The sequence below is a fragment of the Parasutterella secunda genome (assembly GCF_023336895.1).
Classification (GTDB): Bacteria; Pseudomonadota; Gammaproteobacteria; order Burkholderiales; family Burkholderiaceae_F; genus Aphodousia; species Aphodousia faecalis.
Genome location: NZ_JAMBLT010000005.1, coordinates 15,475 through 34,239 on the forward strand (window position 1 = coordinate 15,475; position 18,765 = coordinate 34,239).

The 18,765-nt window shown below is 47.7% G+C and carries 12 protein-coding genes; 6 read left to right on the forward strand and 6 right to left on the reverse strand.

The window, feature by feature from the left end; all coding sequences use genetic code 11:
- Position 1 precedes the first annotated feature (1 nt).
- Together yoaA and M3080_RS05790 are read left to right on the forward strand one after the other, a co-directional pair.
- A complete protein-coding gene (gene yoaA, locus M3080_RS05785) occupies positions 2 to 2,014 on the forward strand; it encodes a DNA repair helicase YoaA (RefSeq protein ID WP_249092272.1) in 2,013 nt (670 codons plus the stop codon).
- Complete coding sequence (locus M3080_RS05790; protein ID WP_249092273.1) at positions 2,014 to 5,583, forward strand: SNF2-related protein; 3,570 nt, start codon at positions 2,014 to 2,016, stop codon at positions 5,581 to 5,583. Before yoaA ends, M3080_RS05790 begins: the two co-directional genes overlap by 1 nt.
- 86 nt (positions 5,584 to 5,669) lie before the next feature.
- Here M3080_RS05790 and M3080_RS05795 read toward each other — a convergent pair whose 3' ends face one another.
- A complete protein-coding gene (locus tag M3080_RS05795) occupies positions 5,670 to 6,437 on the reverse strand; it encodes an outer membrane protein assembly factor BamD (protein WP_022473533.1) in 768 nt (255 codons plus the stop codon).
- Between the two features lie 87 nt (positions 6,438 to 6,524).
- Here M3080_RS05795 and M3080_RS05800 point away from each other — a divergent pair, with 87 nt between their 5' ends.
- The 4 genes from M3080_RS05800 to mtgA are packed head-to-tail and all read left to right on the forward strand — an operon-like array spanning position 6,525 to position 10,383.
- Entirely contained in the window at positions 6,525 to 7,535 is a 1,011-nt protein-coding gene (locus M3080_RS05800; protein ID WP_249092274.1) for an RluA family pseudouridine synthase, read from the forward strand.
- A 3-nt stretch (positions 7,536 to 7,538) separates the two neighbouring features.
- On the forward strand, positions 7,539 to 8,327 hold the full coding sequence (gene pgeF, locus M3080_RS05805) for a peptidoglycan editing factor PgeF (RefSeq protein WP_249092275.1): 789 nt from the start codon (positions 7,539 to 7,541) through the stop codon (positions 8,325 to 8,327).
- A 2-nt stretch (positions 8,328 to 8,329) separates the two neighbouring features.
- On the forward strand, positions 8,330 to 9,670 hold the full coding sequence (rimO, locus tag M3080_RS05810) for a 30S ribosomal protein S12 methylthiotransferase RimO (RefSeq protein WP_249092276.1): 1,341 nt from the start codon (positions 8,330 to 8,332) through the stop codon (positions 9,668 to 9,670).
- A 17-nt stretch (positions 9,671 to 9,687) separates the two neighbouring features.
- Positions 9,688 to 10,383, forward strand: a complete 696-nt coding sequence (gene mtgA, locus M3080_RS05815) for a monofunctional biosynthetic peptidoglycan transglycosylase (protein WP_249092277.1) — start codon at positions 9,688 to 9,690, stop codon at positions 10,381 to 10,383.
- On the opposite strand, the gene M3080_RS05820 is transcribed toward mtgA, so the two are convergent.
- The 5 genes from M3080_RS05820 to mfd are packed head-to-tail and all read right to left on the reverse strand — an operon-like array spanning position 10,364 to position 18,647.
- Complete coding sequence (locus tag M3080_RS05820) at positions 10,364 to 11,530, reverse strand: ABC transporter permease (protein ID WP_249092278.1); 1,167 nt, start codon at positions 11,528 to 11,530, stop codon at positions 10,364 to 10,366. The two genes, mtgA and M3080_RS05820, sit on opposite strands and share 20 nt — an antisense overlap.
- Complete coding sequence (locus M3080_RS05825; protein WP_249092279.1) at positions 11,527 to 12,717, reverse strand: ABC transporter permease; 1,191 nt, start codon at positions 12,715 to 12,717, stop codon at positions 11,527 to 11,529. Before M3080_RS05825 ends, M3080_RS05820 begins: the two co-directional genes overlap by 4 nt.
- 15 nt (positions 12,718 to 12,732) lie before the next feature.
- Positions 12,733 to 13,728: an HlyD family secretion protein gene (locus M3080_RS05830; protein ID WP_249092280.1), complete on the reverse strand. Its 996-nt coding sequence runs from the start codon at positions 13,726 to 13,728 to the stop codon at positions 12,733 to 12,735.
- Positions 13,725 to 15,131: a TolC family protein gene (locus M3080_RS05835; protein ID WP_249092281.1), complete on the reverse strand. Its 1,407-nt coding sequence runs from the start codon at positions 15,129 to 15,131 to the stop codon at positions 13,725 to 13,727. Before M3080_RS05835 ends, M3080_RS05830 begins: the two co-directional genes overlap by 4 nt.
- 42 nt (positions 15,132 to 15,173) lie before the next feature.
- Positions 15,174 to 18,647, reverse strand: coding sequence for a transcription-repair coupling factor (gene mfd / locus M3080_RS05840; RefSeq protein WP_249092282.1), 3,474 nt, complete (start codon positions 18,645 to 18,647; stop codon positions 15,174 to 15,176).
- Positions 18,648 to 18,765: the final 118 nt, after the last annotated feature.

Here is an 18,765-nt window from a genome sequence, read left to right on the forward strand (position 1 = left end):
CATGGATTCCCGCTTAGAAAAAGCCATTGTCGAAGCGTTTGATGCCAACGGTCCATTGTGTCGCCAAATTGAGGGATTCAAGCGCCGTGACAGCCAATTGCAATTTGCTCAAGCAGTGGGGCAAGCCATTCAAACGCAGGGTGTTGCTGTCGTGGAAGCCGGCACCGGCACAGGGAAAACATTTGCTTATTTAGTGCCCGCGATTCTTTCTCGCTCTAAAACGATTGTCTCCACGGCCAGTAAAACACTTCAGGATCAGTTATTCGAAAAAGATGTCGGTCGAATTTGTTCAGCGCTTGCCGTCGATGCCGATGTGGCTGTGCTTAAAGGCCGGGGAAACTATATCTGCAAAGAACGTTTAGAAAGGCTTGTGGATCGAGGTCTTTTGCCTGAAGCAGACAGTTATAAGCGTTTGAAAAAAATCATTGACTTTGCCAGGCGGGACGCAACCGGTGATAAAAACGATATTCCCGGGATACCGGAAAAAGATCCGCTGTGGCCCTGGGTGACGAGTACAAAAGACAATTGTTTGGGTAAATCAAAGTGTCCGCACTATGACGATTGTTTTGTCAATCGTGCCCGAGCTCGCGCTCATGAAGCCGATATTGTCATTGTCAATCATCATCTCTTCATGGCCGATCTCAGTCTCAAAGATGACACCATGGCCGAGTTATTACCCGACGCCGACTTGGTGATTCTCGATGAAGCTCACAAGCTGCCCGATATTGGAATCGATTATTTTTCAGACATCTTCTCGCTTTGGGAATTACAGGATTTTTCTGAGGAAGGCCGCTTGATCGGAAAAGCCCATGCGGCAGGCGTTGTCCGATGGGATGATGTCTTTCTTGATGTAAAAAAAGTTGCCCTTAATCTTCACCAGATTATTCACCGGGGTCTGGGGGTGGAAATTGATACAGAAATTGAAATCAATTCCATCGACGGTTTCGCCCAGAGTATTAAAGAGCCTTTTGAAAAACTGATTGAGTCCGTTCTCACCATTGCCAAGACTTTTAAATCTCTTGAAGGCTCAAATGAGGAGTGCGATCTTTTTTCAGACAGAGCAGCCGATCTTTTAAAACGGATGCAGGACTGGCAAGTCACGCTCACGAATCCTTCGGCGGTTAAGACGGTCGGTGGAATCCCCTCCGTACTTTGGCTTCGTTTAACAGAGCAAAATGTCTTTTTCTCCAATACGCCGCTTTCGCTTGCTCAGCCTTTTGCGAAAGCCCGCGAGAAAATGCATAACGCTTGGATATTAACAAGCGCCACCATTTCAACCCGAAAAGATGACGGCAGTGCTGACTTTTCCTATTTCTTAGGCGAATTGGGTCTTTCAAAAGAAACCCAGACCTACACGTGGGACAGTCCCTTTAATTTTGCCTATCAGGCTCGTTTTTATCTGCCTAAAAATTTACCGGGTGTTTTTGAAGACAATTTTGCTCATGAATTGGTTGAAGCAACCTGGCCTTTATTGCAGAAGACGCAAGGCAGAGCTTTTTTCCTTTGCACGAGTTTCCGTTCAATGGAAGCCATTGCCAATGAATTGCGCTTGAGGATGGGAGCAAACTTCACTTTATGTGTTCAGGGCGAAGCGCCGAAGTCGGAATTGCTCGATCGCTTTAAGTCCATGCCCAATGCGGTGTTGGTGGGTTCAATGAGTTTTTGGGAAGGCGTTGATATGAAGGGTGACGCGCTTCAGCTTGTCGTGATTGATAAGATGCCTTTCGCTCAGTTTGATACCCCGGTGGCTCGAGCAAAGAAAGATTGGTTTGCCGATCAGGGCAAAAATCCTTTCATGAGCTATCAGTTACCGGAAATGATTACGACTTTGCGTCAGGGTGTTGGTCGTCTTATTCGCAGTGAAAATGATTTCGGTGTCATTGTTTTCGGCGATAATCGTCTGCTGCAAAAGCGTTATGGACGTGTCGTTCTTGAAAGCCTGCCGGCCATGATTCGAACGCAGGAATTTGCTCGGGTTTATTCATTTTTAGATAACCCGGATGAGGCATATTGATGGCTCGTCGTGAACAATATGGATTGACTTGGTGGGGAAAGGAGTGGTTAAAAGCGCTCTTAGCCTGTGACCACGACAATCGCTTGCCCCGTGGCAAGACCTATTGCAATAAGGGAAACGTCCTTCAAGTTGATATTAATCCCGAAACTTTTGCCATTGAAGCCGTTGTTCAGGGCAGCGTTATGGCTTATGAGGTTCGTATCCAGCTTGAACGCTTCAGCTCCGATAAAGTGGAAAGACTCATAGACAGTCTGCGAACTCGAAGCGATCTTGTTGCCAGGCTTCTCGATAATGAACTTCCCAGCCAATTGGCGAGTATTTGCAGTGATTTAGGACTAAAACTTTTTCCTTCCACTAGTCTAGATCTTCAATGTTCGTGCAGCTGTCCCGATTCGGCAAGGCTTTGCAAACACATCGCTGCGGTTATTTATTGGCTCTCACGAGCCATCGACTCGGATCCATTTTTAATTTTCACCCTTCACGGCGTTCAACTCGTGGAGAAACTCAAGCAGGCCGGACTGAACGCGTCCGAGGCGGTTGAAGATCGAGCGGTCACGCTTCAAGAGGTGGCTTCATTTGTTGATGATTTGGAGTTTACAAGCAGGCCTTCGCCCTTTAATTTACGCAACTTTCCTTTGAAGTCCCTTGAGTATACGGGTGAGAAAATATTTCCCCTTTTGCCGTCGGTTTTCACTTTAGGCAATTCAAAAAATTTCCCTCAAGAGCTCATGGAGGCTATTCGCTTCAATGCCAATAAGTCACGGGCACTTTTAGTGTTCGATAACGAAGACTCACTCTCTTCTCGTTACCAGGCTCAACTTCAAAAAGACTTGCAAAGGTATTTACGGCATCACTACCGTATCGCTCTGGATCGATCCAACGGTCGTGATATACAGTTGGTCGATGAAAAAGGCAGGGGAATTGATAACGATGAAGTTTTGCGGTTAATCAGTACGCTTTTGTCGTTGCCGGAAACTTTATGCAGTCAGACACTTTCTGAGCCCCTGTATGCATTGAGAGTTTTATTTCGTCTGGTTGACCGCATTTATGAATCGGCCGCGCTTATTCCGGTTGTGGTGGTCTCAAGTGACAAAGAGGATTGTTGGCCCCAAATTTATTGGATGCCAGCGGTCCGTTACTCTTATGTGGGATCGGTTTTTGCTGATTTCTTGCAAACTTTCGTACCGTACTTTGATTCGCTTTTCGATTTCGCAGACTTAGAGTGCCGATCCGATAAGCAAAAGGCTTACTTGGGATTAACCTTTGCGATCACGCTTTGGCATCGAGTTTTATCTTCAGACTTTAAACTCAGTGCAGGTGGTCTGTTTTTTGCTTCGCCTTCGAGTACCGATGTTTATTTTGATTGCAACAGCACACTTTCTCACACGCTCGCGCAATACCTCAGAGTGCTGAATCTGAGTTTTAATTTCCCATGGCATCCGATTTTTGTACTGACTCGATCAAGAGACAAAACGATCAATCTTCACTACCGCATTAAGGCTAAAGAAGGAAAATCGAAAGCTATTGATTTAAAAACGCTCATGCGCGGCAAAGAGTACGAGCAGGAACGATTTGCGGCCCTTAATGTCCTAACAACCCTCAAAGGACATTACCCTTTGTTGGGGGAATTGCTCGAAGCAAAAAATAATACTGTTAAGTTAGATCCCGAAACACTAAAAGCGTTTCTTTTTGAGATTGCGCCAAGCCTGACTTTACTGGGAATATCGCTCTCGATGCCGCAGTCGCTCAAAAATCTTCTTAAGCCAAAGATCACGGCTTCGGTTTCAAGCGCAAGCACAGGTAAGAGTTTTTTCTCCAAAGATGCGCTTACAGACTTCAATTACCATTTGGCAATTGGCAAGCATGTTCTGACCGAAGAAGAATTTGCCGACTTGGTGGCTCACGTCGGAGAGGTGGTTGAGTGGGCTGACGAATACATTTATGTCGATCCTGAAGAGATTGAAAAATATCGACAGAAAATTCAAAAAGCTGAGGAGATTTCTCCGCTTGAGAAGTTGCGCGCGGCTCTGATCGGAGAAATCGACGGCGTGCCGGTGTCGCTGGATAAAAATCTTAAAGAGCAAATTAACGCTATTCATCAAGTTCCAACCATAAATCTACCGAAGCATTTAAGAGCCAAGCTTCGTCCCTACCAAAAGCGCGGCTATGAATGGCTTATGAAGAACATTCATTTAGGTTTAGGGTCCCTGATTGCCGACGATATGGGGCTTGGAAAAACGCTTCAGGTGATTGCTGTTCTTACCGCTCTCAAAGAAGCCGGGCAATTTTCGACTAAAAAAGCGCTTATTGTGGTTCCCACGACACTTTTGACGAATTGGGAGCGAGAGATCAGTAAATTTTCACCCCATTTAAAGGCTGTTATTTACCATGGGGATAAACGTAAGCTTCCTGACCAAGATGACTATGACGTACTTCTGACGACTTACGGCGTTATTCGTCGGGATGTTGAAATTTTGAGGACACTGCCCCTCAGACTTTTAGTTATTGATGAGGCGCAAGCTGTCAAAAATCATTTGACTACGCTGGCACAGTCACTTTCGTTATTAAACGCTCAAAGCGTGATCGCTATGAGTGGGACACCGGTTGAAAACCACTTAAGTGAGTACTGGTCGATTTTTTCGCTTGTGCAGCCCGGTCTATTGGGAACGCAAAAAGATTTCAAACGTACCTTTGCCAAACCGATTGAAAGTGATCGGGATCCGCAGGCCTTAGACGCTTTTAAATCTCTGACAGCGCCTTTTATGCTCAGACGCTTAAAGACCGATAAAGCGATCATCAGTGACTTGCCGGAGCGGTTGGTTAATGACCGGTTTGCAACATTGACCGTTGAGCAAGCCGCTCTTTACCAAAAAACACTGACAGAGATGATGCAAAGGCTAATAACCCTGGAATCCAAAGCTAAGGAAGAGGAAATTGATGCCAAAGCGATCAGACGGGCTCTTGTACTAAAGCTCATCACCTCATTAAAACAGATTTGCAATTCACCGTCTCAGTACCTGAAGACAGAAACAGATGTTCCGGATTCCGGTAAAGGCACAATGCTTTTGGATTTATTGAGTCAAAATTTTGAAGTGTCACGCAAAGTTTTGATCTTCACACAGTACCGTGAAATGGGAAAACGGCTGCAAGGTTGGATCGATAACTGCCTTAACGAGAAAGCACTCTTTTTACATGGAGCGGTCAGCGTTAAAGAACGCATGAAAATGGTTGATCGTTTCCAAAATGATCCGACCGCTCGGGTGATGATCCTGTCACTTAAAGCCGGTGGAACGGGGTTGAATTTGACAGCCGCCTCAAGCGTGATTCATTATGATCTGTGGTGGAATCCCGCCGTTGAGTCTCAAGCGACTGACAGAGCCTATCGAATCGGTCAGAAGCGAGATGTTTTAGTCTACCGTTTTGTGACGGCAGGCACCTTTGAGGAAAAGATCAACGAGATGTTGGCGAGTAAAAAGGAACTCGCGGATTTAACCGTTAATGTTGGAGAGAAGTGGATTGGAGATTTGTCCTCGGAAGAACTCGACCGTGTATTAAAGTTGTCTGTCTGATACAACCGGATGAAAAAGCAGAGAAAAATTAAGGGGTGATTGGTCGACTTGACGAATCACCCCTGATAATCAGAAGGTCGGATAAATTAACGTTCGCGATTTTGGTTGAGTTCAATAACGCGGTTGACGTCAGACTCTAAATCCTTAACCCCGAGTTGTTCATAGCAATCACGGATGAGCTTTAAAGCGTCATCGGAATAGGGCGTTTGTTGGAAAGTGCGCACGACATTTTGAGCGCGTTCAATGGCGGCCACGTAGGCGTGACGGTCGTAGTAGAACTTGGCAATGTTGTATTCAGAGTGGGCCTGAGACAGAACCAGTTCGTGCATACGGCGACGAGCTTCGTGAGCGTAGCGAGATTGCGGGAAGCGTTCCACCAATTCCTTAAACGTATCAAAAGCGGTACGAGCGGCATCAGAATCGCGCTCATAAATATCCTGCGTGAGCAGCGCCGTAAAGATCGTGTCACGTTGGTTAAGCGTTGCCAACGCCTTCAGATAGAGTACATAGTCACTATTGGCGTGGTTGGGATATTGACGCAGGAATCGGTCACAGGCTTGGACGCATTGAGCGGCGTCACCGTCACGCCAATAGGCGTAAGCACTTTCAATTTGTGCCTGTTGGGCGTAGCGGCCAAACGGATAACGGCTTTCCAATTTTGTGTAATAATCTTGCGCCCGAGTCCAGTCGCTGTCTTCAGCGGCCGCGCGAGCTTCTTCGTAGAGACGGTCAGCGTCCCAGCCTTGGGTAACGTCGGTTTCGATTTGCGAGCAGCCGGCGCTCATAGCGGCGATTGCGGCGGCCAATGCAAAAGTTGCCGCACGCTTGCGCAATTGATGTAAAGTTAATGCCATTGATGTGACTCTGATAAATGCGGTCAATTGATTCACGGATTATAGCGATCAGACCGCCTTTGGCTCAAGTAAATAATAAGGATATATATGTCGGCCTCATCCGAAGAAGCTCTGTATTTTGTTGTCGGTGATGAATATTCCGGTGACCGTTTAGATAAAGTGCTCGCACAGCTGATGCCTTCTGTGTCGCGCGCACGACTTCAGACCTGGATTGAACAGGGGGCGGTTACCGTCAACGGTGAGGTTACGGAGAAAATCCGCACTAAAGTGGCCGCCGGCGATGAAATTGAGGTTTTGGAGCAGCCAAGCCCCGAAGAGCTGGCTTTCAAACCGGTTCAAATGCCGCTTGATGTTGTTTATGAAGATGACGATATTCTTGTTGTCAATAAACCTGCGGGTTTGGTTGTTCATCCGGCTGCAGGCCATTGGGATGACACGCTTTTAAATGGTCTTCTTGCCAGAAATCCTGAATTAAAGACTTTGCCCAGAGCCGGTATCGTTCACCGGTTGGATCGTGATACAACCGGTTTAATGGTTGTCGCCAAGACGCTTGAGGCGCAAACCGATCTTATTCGACAGCTCCAGGCTCGAACGGTTAAGCGTGAATACTGGGCCATCGTTCATGGTCAGGCTCCGCAAGCCGGTTTTATTGATGAGCCGATTATGCGGGATCCGCGTTCACCGATTCGTTTCTGCGTGGGACAAGGTCCAAGAGCTAAAGAAGCTAAAACCCATGTACGGTTGGTCGATTTTGCTTATGTTCCCGGAGTCGGTCAGACACCATTGTCGGTTTCGTGGGTAGCCTGCCGTTTGGATACAGGACGCACGCATCAGATTCGCGTACATATGCAGTGGGCAGGATTTCCGCTGGTGGGCGATCCGCTCTATAAAGGTAAAATGAGCAAGTTGCCGGAAGGTTGTCCGCTTTCACTCATAAAACGGCAGGCCCTTCATGCCTCTCGTTTGGGGCTTGAGCACCCGAGAACAAAGGAGCTTATGCAATGGTTTGTACCCGCTCCCGACGATTTAGCTCAATTGATGACAGAAATCGGTTTTGCTCCGACTGATGAACCGGTCAGTGTTTTTGAAAATAGGTGAAAAATGATTGACGATACGACAAAACCTGCATTAGCCATTTTGCAGCCGGATTGGGATTCTATTCGGCCGGCCAATGTGGATGCTTTGATGACGCTTCGCGCCGGCGGTGTTTCTTCCGGTCCTTTTGGTGACAAGGACGGTATCGGTGGTTTTAATGTCGGTATTTACACAGGCGATGTGCCGGTATGCGTCAATATGAATCGTAATTTCGCCGCACAACTGGTGCCCACGGATCCCAAGTGGCTCAAGCAGGTTCATGGAGATCGCGTGGTCGATGCCGAGACAGCTGCACCGGAAGAAGAAGCCGATGCAAGCACAAGCATTACGCCCAATGTTGTCTGCGTGGTCCAAGTGGCTGACTGCTTGCCTGTTTTGATTGCAGAGAAAAACGGCAAGGGGGTTGCGGCTGTACATTGCGGTTGGCGCAGTCTGGCGGCGGGAATTCTTCAAAAAACCATTGAGCGGCTTCGCGAGCGAATCGGCGATCCCGATGCCCAATTTATCGCATGGTTGGGTCCCAGAATCGGTGATGATGATTTTGAGACGGGCAGTGATGTCCTTGAAGCCATGCAAACAAGTATTGACGGGGCAGAGGTTGCCTTTAAGGCCAACGAAGATGGCAAATACCTTTGCTCATTGACGACTTTAGCGCGAATGGCTTTACTGCAAGTCAAGGTCGAAGAGGTCGTTGAAGCCCGTCACAGCACTTATGCCAATCCCGAACTCTTTTATAGCTTCCGCCGTGACGGTAAAACGGGACGTCATGCGGCGATGATTTGGATTAAAGGCTAAACATGCAAAGAATTCCTCGAATCGGCGTTGTTTCCATGGGCTGTCCTAAAGCGCTCGTGGATTCCGAAAGGATCATGACCCAGCTTCGTGCCGAAGGATATGACATTGTCGGCTCCTACACGGATGCGGATTTGGTGATCGTCAATACCTGTGGCTTTTTAAATGAAGCCGTTGCAGAAAGTGTCGATGCCATCAATGAAGCAATGCACGAAAATGGACGAGTTATTGTCACGGGGTGCTTGGGGGCTAAAAAGCATTTGGACGGTACGCCCTATTTGGATGATGTCTGTCCTGATGTTTTGGGAGTGACCGGTCCGGGCGAATTCGATAAGGTCTATGAGTTGGTGCACAAGCATTTGCCTCAGCCGCATAGCCCCTACTGGGATTTGGTTCCGAAAGCCGGTTTAAAGCTAACGCCTTCACACTACGCGTACTTGAAGATTAGCGAAGGCTGTAATCACCGCTGCGCTTTTTGCATCATTCCGCAGTTAAGAGGAAAACTCGTCAGCCGACCGATAGGTGAAGTGTTGCGTGAAGCTGAATTACTGCGCGAAGCGGGCGTTAAAGAGCTGATGGTGATCAGTCAGGATACGTCTGCATATGGAGCCGATTGCCGTTATCGGATTGATTTTAATGATCAAGGGAAGGCGCTTCAGACAAAACTCTACGATTTAGCCCGAGAGTTAGGGGATATGGGCATGTGGATTCGTCTGCACTATGTTTATCCTTACCCGGCAGTTGATCAAGTGGTCGAATTGATGGCCGATGGAAAGATTCTTCCTTATCTGGACATCCCGTTTCAACATGCTCATCCCCGTGTGCTCAAGGCAATGAAGCGGCCGGCTGCAACGGAAAAAACATTGGAACGCATCCAAGCTTGGCGCAGAATTTGTCCGGATTTGACGATTCGATCAACATTCATTGCCGGTTTCCCCGGGGAAACGGAAGAAGAATTCCAATACTTGCTGGATTTCCTTCAGGAAGCTCAATTGGATCGCGTGGGTTGCTTTGCTTATTCACCGATTGAAGGGGCGGCTGCCAATGAATTGCCCGGTGCTTTGCCCGATGAAGTCCGTGAAGAGCGTCGGGATCGCTTCATGCAGGTGCAATCAAAGATTTCAGAAGAAAGAATGGCCCGAAAGATCGGTTCTATTCAAAAGGTCATTATTGATGAACCCGAAGATGAAGATGGTGTGGCAATTGGTCGTACCACGGCTGATGCCCCAGAAATCGATGGCATTATCTATGTGACGACCGATGCTCACCTCAATCCCGGCGATATTGTTGACGTGAAGGTGACGGCTAACCAAGAATATGACCTTATCGGCCGTCATATTCCGTAGGTTGCAGGCATTTGGCAATGCGTATCAGAAAACTTTTGAAATCGCTCTTTTTGGCAATCCTTGCGATTGTTCTTGTTATTGAGGGCTATTACATCGCACAAGTCCTCTGGTACAGCATTGCCCCTGTAGAGACCTCCGCTTATATTGAAAGCGAAAAGGAACGTCTGGGACGCGTTCAATTTAAGCCTGTTTTATTGAGAAATGTCGCCAATGACATGGTTCGCGCCACGGTGGCGGCTGAGGATGCAAGGTTTACCGAGCATTTCGGCATCGAATGGGAAGCGACAGGCGAAGCTTTTGTCAGTAACGTGATTGAGGGCGACCGTGCTCCGGGCGGCTCCACAATTACACAGCAAACGGTTAAAAATCTTTTCCTCACTCATGAAAAGAGTTACTTGAGAAAAGTTCAAGAAATGATTTTGGCCTTGGTTATGGAAGCGACTTGGTCAAAAGGCAGAATTCTTCAGACCTATTTGAATATTGCCGAATTTGGAGAAGGAATTTTCGGTGTCGAGGCTGCTTCGCGCCATTATTACGGTATCAGCGCCAGACGATTGTCTCATTGGCAAAGCGTTTGGCTTGCGGCCATTCTCTCAAACCCCAGGTATTACGAAACGCATGGTTCGACGGACTGGCTTCGTCATCGAATTGATGTGATTGAGGGGTCAATGAAAGAGCCCCAATTTGCGAAAATCAACAACAGGATGCCTTAGCGTGGCGTTCGGCAACGCGTTTGATTAAAAGCAGATAGGCTAGCGCTGAATAAATAATCCCTTGCGCTAAGCTCACACTTAATAAAGAAGCGATTTCAGAAAGTCCTGCGCCTTCTTGACTGGCCAAAACAATTGCCTGACATCCGGGTGTTGTCGGAATGATCCAAGCAAAAGGCAGCGCCCAAGCGGCGAAATTTTCCATCGGAAAAACAAGACCGGATAAAAATACGCTGGGAGCGGAAGCTAATACAAGTCCAGCTGCGTATCGATTAGTATTCATCCAAAGCGTCAGAAAAATAGCCAAGCTTGTCAAAGAGAACGTAAAAGCCAAAACAGCTGCAATTGTTGAGAGAGGATTGACGAGTGTTGGCATTGTCAACAGATGCAACCCCATTGATTCAATAAAGAAGGCCCAGAAAAGAGAGATAACCCAAAAACCTAAAAAGACCGGAAAAAAGGTACGCGTCTTTTGCATCGCCTCAGAGAAAAAGGCAGGAGGTTGCGCAGAAGAAAGCCAGCCGCCCAAAGCGATGCCGACACCAAAGAGCATAACGGCTTGGACAATAACGATAGCAACCATGGGTACGGTGTAGTAACCGTAACCGGCCACGTTGTTAAAAAGGTCTTGCGAAGTAAATGGAGCAGGAGTCATAGCCAATTGCTTAACAAGAATGGGGTTGAGACCTTGGCCAACTAAGCGTGTTGCCGCTTGTGTGATATTTTCTTCCGTGACGATCGTCAATACCGAAGCGCTGACAGCTCGCCCTTTGACAGGTAGAGCGCCGTTACTGAAAACCGTAACGACCGTTTGATCGCCACGCTGTATATCTCTAGCATAATTTTCAGCAATAACGACAATCACATCGGCCTTGGATTGTGAGAAAGCTTTTTTGGCCTGCTCGAAATCCGCAGTCTGCAAGACTGTGTTGATGGACGGAGCCGATTGGAGTTTCTCAACTAATTCGTGAGAAGCGCGGCTTTGATCCATGTCGACAATCGCGGTGGGAATTTTCACAATGATTTGATTGTCGTAGGGCATCCCGTAAAAGACCAGGTAAAAAAGCGAAGCGATGGCAAAAACCATGAAGCTTTCCCTGGACAAAACGGCCGTACGGATTGTTTCAATGAAAATACGCCAGGCACTCATGATCGCACCTCGCTTTCAGCGGCAACTTCATGAGCAATGCGCTTTTTAAATAATGCGAATCCAACCCCGAACCAGAGTAGGGCAAAGATCGCTAATTTCCCCAATGTGTAAAGCGAACTCGTCAATGGTGCATTGAGAATCCATTCTTGGCCCTGAAAATGGAAATAATGTGTAAGGGGGAAAGTCATGGCTAACCATTGAACCGGTTCAGCCATCGAGTCCAATGGGTAAGAAAAGCCCGTGTAGGGGAAAATCGGAGCGATATAACCGACCGTGCAGCTTAAAACAATAACCCAACCCAACGGCATGAAAACCCCAATCAGGAATAAGGGCAGAAGTGTCATCACCGCCATGAAAAAGGCAAGTCCAATGAGCCACAAGAGGAGGCTGCCCTGTACCCACCAACCGAGATAACCGGTCATGACAGCGATGTAGACAAAGCCATAGAATGTGTAAAGAATCCACCAGGGAATGGCTTTCCCAAGAAAAGCAATGAGTGGACTGCCTTTGGCAACATCAAGCCAAAGTTTAACTTTTTTGTCGTGCCACTCGGCAAGCAATCGGCTCGCCAATGCCAAGGCAAGCCCTAAATGCAAAATCCCAGGAATTAACGTGGGCAGAATATAAGCTTGGAAGTTAAAGGCGATGTTGCCCAAAGTAATCGAATGCACACCGATTAACTCGGTCGCTCTTTTGGCTTGCTTTTCGTTTAATCCTGCCGTTTGAGCCAACCTCACTAAATTTTCTTTTTGAAAAGCAAGCAGCGCCTGTTTGATATCCAACTCTAGAGTTGTGGCTATTGCATAGAGGGATTTGGGGAAATAAAGCTCAAGCGAGGAAGCATCAGGCTTACCGCTTCGATCGAGCCACCGGTCAGGAATAGTGAGGTAGGCGTAGATATCAGAACGCTGCAAGGCTTTTTGTGCTTCAAGCGGGGAATCGTAGGAGACTAATTTAACCGAAGGAAGCGCATCCAGTTTCGCCTCTAATTCGATGGATTCGGGTTGATGGTCAAGATTGACCACGCCGACCGGTACATCACGGATCATCCCTTGGCCAAAGAGCCCGGCAATTAAAAGACACCAGATGACAGGCATAACGATAAACATCGCTATGTCCCACGGACTTCTGAGAACAGTCCGCACTTCTCGACAGATGCTTTCATTCAGCGCAACTCTGACACTCATGGTCATTGCCGTTTTTTAGCGGTTGACGATTACGCTCATGCCGGGACGTAAATCGGATACGGGTTGAACAGGACGTGCGCGAACTTCAAAAGTTCTTAAGTCATAGCCGCTGGATTGTCGGGTTGCACGCCAGGTTGCGTAATCGCCTCTTGGGTTAATAAAGTAAACTTTAAATTGGACGTTTTTGGCATTTAACGCGGGAATCTCTGCCGACAGCACTGCCCCCTTAGTGATTTTCGGCATGTCGTCTTCACGGATGTTAAAAACCGCCCATTGATCTGAAAGGTCAACAAGGGTAGCCAATGGCAGCCCTGCAGCAGCGACCTCACCGATTTCCACATAGATTCGAGAGATTTCACTGGCAATGGGGGAGGTTACATTTTTTTCTTTAACTAAACTTTCCACCTGTTCAACACCGCCTGTGGCTTGTGCAGTTAAAGCGGTGGCTGCCTGCTTTTCCTGCGTTCTTGCTCCGGTAAGGGCAATGTCATACTGCTCTTTGGCAGCGGCAAGCAGTTCGTCAGCGCTTTTCTTCTGAGCGAGCGCCTCATCGTGTTTTTGTTTAGAAATCAAGCCTTCGCGATAAAGAGCATGAACACGATTAAATGTTTTTTGTGCTAATTCCTGACCGGCTTGAGCCCTTTGCATTTGGGCTTTGGCGGCACGAATTTCCTGAGGTCTTGCACCTTCATCCACGAGACTTTGTCGGGCGGTTGCCGCTGACTTTAAGGCTTCAACTTCTTTGAGTTTAGCCTCAACTTCGGGAATATCCAGCGTCATAAGCAGTTGGCCGGCACTTACCGAGTCACCTTCATGAACGGGAAGAGTTTCAACACGGCCAGTCACTTTAGCTGCCACATCAACGGTTTTAGCCTGCATAACGCCGTACAAAGGTTCTGCGCTCGGATGAGTTCCCATCCAGAAACCAATCCCCAAGACAACCAAGCAGGCCACTGCTGCCGCGCTCAGTAATACCGGTTTATTTACTTTTTTTGTATTCGATTCTGTCATTGTTCTACAACCGTTATATCGGGACGCTTAAAGGTGTCCATGAAATCCAACATCGTTCCGCTTGCTGCATGCAACAAACTATAAGCTACAACGAATCGGTAGGCTGCTACGCGTTGAGCAACCTGAGCGGCAATCAGTTTATTACGGGCATCATTGACATCATCAACAGTTGATAGCCCCTCTTTAAATGATCGCTCGCGAAGTTTCACATTTTCTTTGGCCAGATCAATGGAACTCGTGCTCAAACGATATTGTTCCAAGGCTTGGTTGCTTTTGAGCCAAGCGACTTCAACCACTTTGTTGATCTCATTTCTGGCTTGACTCTGAGCTGCTTGAGCTTTATTGACCAGCGCCTGAGCGCTGCCGACGCGTGCCGAGCGGTCGCGGTTGTCCCAAAGAGTAAAACTAATACCGATTCCGGCAATCCAATCCGGTTCAGGCAAAGTTAGGTAATGCTTGATCATGTTGTAATGACCGAAGAGGTAAACCTGCGGGTGATAGCTGCCTTTTGCAGCTTGAACACCCATGCGTGCCTGTTCATGTTGCGCTTCAAGCGCTTTGAGCGTCGGGTTGTTGGCGAGAGCCAGGTCTTGCCAGTAAGAAAGTGTTTTAAGGTTTTTCGTGACAAACATCGGCGTATCGAGCTTGCCGATGCTCTCTTCACGAAGTAAATCCGCTAGTTCTGTTTCAGCCACTTTTCGGTCCGTTTGAGAACCGATAAAGTCTCTTTCAGCTGCATCACGGTTGACTTGAGCGCTCATGCGCTCAATTTTGGCAATCATGCCGGCTTTCTCAAAGCGTTTGGCACGGTTTAAGTCACGTTCTTGCTGCTTGAGTAAATCGGCACGAAGTTTTTCAACACTGCGGGCCAACTGCACACCGAAATATTTCTGAACCAAAAGCGAATCGAGTTCATCCTTGGTTTTATCGTGACCGGCTCGGGCCTGTCTTAATGCAGCTTGTGTTGAATTTTGTTTGGCACTAATAGCGCCGCCCGTGTAAATCGGCCAAATCATGTCAACGGAAGCTCTCGGACCGGAAATATCTTCTTCGAAATCAATTTTGAATTTATTTTGACCGAGAAAACTGGTAACGGAGGGAGGCAATTGCAATGCAGGGCCTATTTGACCTAGTCCTGCACCGGCCAATGGATTATCAAAAGACATATTGATGTCTTTTCGTCCCTCAACCTGCTGAGCGTTCAAACTGATTTTCGGCCCGCTTAAAGAACGGGATTCCTTGACTTGCTGTTGCCTTTGCTCAATGTCTGCCTGACTCATTTTGAGCATATCGGCTCTTTCTTGCATGAGCGCCCGTGCATGCTCAAAGCTCACTCCCGCGCCGTAGGCGGGGAATGCACTGACCAGAGTGCAAATTGTGGCTGCCAAAAAAAGTTTTTTCATAAATTAATAAGACCTTATTTGGCTTCATTGTAGCCGCAAATATCAGTAATTTTCATTACCATTTCGGGTATGATCGAGCGCTTTGACAAAACCCCTTAGATAAGCCAGGCGTGACTCAATGGTCGGCGTTGATGTTTCAATTTTGAGTTTTGTTGCGCCCGTCATGCGCATATTTTTGCTCTTTTGCATGAGTTCAATTAAACGCATGGGCTCAAAATGCGGTTTAGCAATGAAAGTGACGATAATGACCGATTCCGTCGCTTCGATACGTTCGATTCCCAGGTGTTGACAATACAGGCGCAAACGATGGGTTTCAATGAGCGTATTGGCTTCAGTGGGCAGTTTCCCGTACCGATCACCAAGTGCCTCTCGTACGGTTTCAATAGCGTTAAAGCTTTCACAGCTAGCTAATTCTTTGTAGAAAGATAAGCGTTGATGGACGTCTTCAACATAGTCTGAGGGTAAAAGCGCCGGTGCATGAAGGTTGATTTCCGCCATGGCTTGAAATGGCGCGTCCAGGTCAAAAGACTCATTGTTGCGCATGCTCTTAACAGCGCGTCTGAGCATTTGGTTATAGAGATCGTAACCGACAGCGGCAATTTCACCTGACTGATGTTCACCGAGTACTTCACCGGCGCCACGAATTTCCAAGTCATGCATCGACAGATAAAAACCGCTTCCCAAGTCTTGGAGATTTTGAATAGCTTCCAAACGCTTTTGGGCATTTTGCGTCATCGCATCCTTACCGGGTGTGAGTAAATAGGCATAGGCTTGGTGGTGACTTCTACCGACGCGACCGCGCAACTGGTGCAATTGGGCCAAGCCGAATTTGTCGGCTCGATGCATGATAATCGTGTTTGCAGTCGGGACATCAATGCCGGTTTCGATAATCGTTGTGCATAACAGCACGTTGTAGCGCTGTTGGTAGAAATCACGCATGACCGATTCAAGTTCTCGCTCATTCATCTGCCCGTGACCGACAACGATGCGGGCTTCAGGAATGAGCTGTGCGAGCTGCTCTCGTCTATTTTCAATCGTTGAGACATCGTTATGAAGGAAATAGACTTGTCCGCCACGCTTTAATTCACGCATGACAGCCTCACGAATAACTTCCGGTGTCTCTTTTCTGACAATGGTTTTAATGGCCAAGCGCTTTTCGGGGGCTGTAGCGATAACAGAGAAAGATCGGATACCCTCCAGGCTCATGGCTAGTGTACGAGGAATCGGTGTTGCGGTCAGTGTCAAAACATCAACTTCAGCACGAAGTTTTTTAAGCACTTCTTTTTGTCTGACACCGAAACGGTGTTCTTCATCAATGACAACCAATCCTAAGCGGGCAAAATTTACTTTTTCGGATAAAAGCTTGTGTGTCCCGACAACAATATCAATCGTGCCGTTCTCAAGGCCCTCAAGAACTTGTGTGCTTTGTTTAGCGCTTCTAAAGCGCGAGAGTTCAGCTACGCGAACGGGCCAGGCTGAGAATCGGTCTTTAAAGGTATGAGCGTGTTGCTCGGCCAATAGAGTGGTCGGGCAGAGAATAGCAACTTGCTTTCCGCCCATGACCGCGGCAAATGCCGCTCGAAGAGCTACTTCTGTTTTGCCGAACCCGACGTCCCCGCAGACAAGCCTATCCATTGGCTTATCCGCCTTCATGTCATCGAGCACCGCTTCAATGGCAGCTTGCTGATCGGCCGTTTCTTCAAAGGGGAAACTTTCAGCAAAGGCCTCATAATCGGCTCGGGAAAAGCGGAAAGCGTGTCCCTGACTTTTTTCACGCATCGCGTAAAGATTTAAAAGTTCCGCTGCCGTATCGCGAACCTTTTCCGCCGCCTTTTTCTTAGCTTTTTCCCAATCATTCTTGCCCAAATGGTGAAGGGGAGCATGTTCGGCGTCACTGCCGCTGTAACGGGAAATAAGCTGAAGCTGCGCAACCGGAACGAAGAGCTTTGCATCATTGGCGTAGTCAAGGCGTAGAAACTCTTCCTTTCCATTAGCCGTGTCAATTGTTTGAAGCCCCGCGTAGCGACCGATACCATGTGTGATATGAACGACAGGATCGCCGATTTTTAATTCTGCGAGATCGCGGATCATCATATCGACGTTGGTGGTGTGAGCCTGACGTCTCAAAGTGCGACGGGGTGCTGTGGCGTAAAGTTCCGTTTCTGTGAGAAGCGTTATGCCTTCAGTACTTAGTCCTTGGTATAAAGGTCCAACTGTCAGCATCACCGGTTCAGTGTCGCTGACGAACTCGCTAAAACTATCTGAGTAAGGAACTTTGAGACCGTTTCGGTCAAAAAGTTGACTGATTGTTTCGCGGCGACCGACACTGGGGGCCATGATCAAAACGCGATGCTTCCGAGTTTTTTCTTCGTCAATGAGTCTTTCCAGATTTTCGAGCGGTCTATCGGCTTTTCGGTCCACGAGAACGCGCGTGCTGATCGGGCTGTCTTCCGTTTTACCTTGAAAGCGAACAAAGCGCTTGAGCTCCGTGAAAAAGCACTCACTTGTCTCATAGAGCATTTCAACGGGTAAAACCGGTCTTTCCGGATCTGCTTTTAAAAATTTGTACCGGCCTTGGGTCTCTTCGATAAAGCGGTTAAGTGCGGTTTCCACGTCGCCCAGCATTCCGATTAACGTGCGCTCTTCATTGAGATAGGAGAAAAACGTTGCCTTTTCTTCGAAAAATAGGGGAAGGTAGTACTCAATGCCGGCGTTGATAATGCCTTGGCTGAGGTCTTTGTAAAGAATGGCTTTAGAGGGATCCCCAGTGAAAAATTCCCGCCATTTTGCCCGAAAGTCAACTAACGCTTGAGCATCCGTTGGAAATTCTCTGCCCGGGAGCACTCGGACTTCATCCACTGTTTCCAAGGAACGTTGTGAATCCGGGTCAAAAGAGCGAATAGAATCAATTTCCGTGTCGAAAAGGTCTAAACGAAATGGGGTCTTAGCGCCCATGGGGAAAATATCAATCAAACTTCCGCGGACACTGAATTCACCGGGAGCGACGACTTGACTGACATTTTGGTAACCGGCGCTCACCAACCGTTCGCGAAGGGTGGCCGCATTAATTTCTTCGCCTTTTTTAAAGAAAAAGACTCGTCCGGATAAATAAGCGGGAGGCGCGATGGTTTGCGCAGCGGTTGTCCCAGTCAGTAAAACAACATCAATTTGAGAACGTGCTTCGTCGGGATTGGCAAGTTTGTAGAGAATTTCCAATCTCTCGCTGACCAAATCCTGATGCGGACTGACCAAATCGTAAGGTAAGGTTTCCCAGTCCGGAAAATAAACGATATTGAGTTCCGGGGCAAAATAGCTGATTTCTTCTTTGAGTCGGAGACACTGTGAAGCATTATCGGCAATCAGAACTAAGAGTTTCCTGTCTTCGTGTGTCTGCAGCGCAGCCAGAGACAGCCAAAGCGAATCGGCACCGCTTGCGCCTAATGTTAGTGTTCTTTTGGCTTTGTTGCTAAGGTGGGAAATGTCCCTTCTGATTCTGTCGCGAAGATTGTCAAACATGTTTGCCTCTTATTTATTCAGAGCGTAATTATGGCTACTTTTTTCTTTTTTCGTTTGTTGGCTTCTGTGGTGTTCCATTCTTTGAATCTTCTATACAATCCGTGCCCATAAGGAGAGT

Bases quoted from the DNA above. Each gene is read 5' to 3' on its own strand.
- M3080_RS05820 (WP_249092278.1), bottom strand. From the start codon at position 11,530: ATGAGTGCCTGGCGTATTTTCATTGAAACAATCCGTACGGCCGTTTTG.
- mfd (WP_249092282.1), bottom strand. From the start codon at position 18,647: ATGTTTGACAATCTTCGCGACAGAATCAGAAGGGACATTTCCCACCTT.
- M3080_RS05825 (WP_249092279.1), bottom strand. From the start codon at position 12,717: ATGAGTGTCAGAGTTGCGCTGAATGAAAGCATCTGTCGAGAAGTGCGG.
- yoaA (WP_249092272.1), top strand. From the start codon at position 2: ATGGATTCCCGCTTAGAAAAAGCCATTGTCGAAGCGTTTGATGCCAAC.
- M3080_RS05835 (WP_249092281.1), bottom strand. From the start codon at position 15,131: ATGAAAAAACTTTTTTTGGCAGCCACAATTTGCACTCTGGTCAGTGCA.
- M3080_RS05830 (WP_249092280.1), bottom strand. From the start codon at position 13,728: ATGACAGAATCGAATACAAAAAAAGTAAATAAACCGGTATTACTGAGC.
- M3080_RS05795 (WP_022473533.1), bottom strand. From the start codon at position 6,437: ATGGCATTAACTTTACATCAATTGCGCAAGCGTGCGGCAACTTTTGCA.
- rimO (WP_249092276.1), top strand. From the start codon at position 8,330: ATGCAAAGAATTCCTCGAATCGGCGTTGTTTCCATGGGCTGTCCTAAA.
- pgeF (WP_249092275.1), top strand. From the start codon at position 7,539: ATGATTGACGATACGACAAAACCTGCATTAGCCATTTTGCAGCCGGAT.
- M3080_RS05790 (WP_249092273.1), top strand. From the start codon at position 2,014: ATGGCTCGTCGTGAACAATATGGATTGACTTGGTGGGGAAAGGAGTGG.
- M3080_RS05800 (WP_249092274.1), top strand. From the start codon at position 6,525: ATGTCGGCCTCATCCGAAGAAGCTCTGTATTTTGTTGTCGGTGATGAA.
- mtgA (WP_249092277.1), top strand. From the start codon at position 9,688: ATGCGTATCAGAAAACTTTTGAAATCGCTCTTTTTGGCAATCCTTGCG.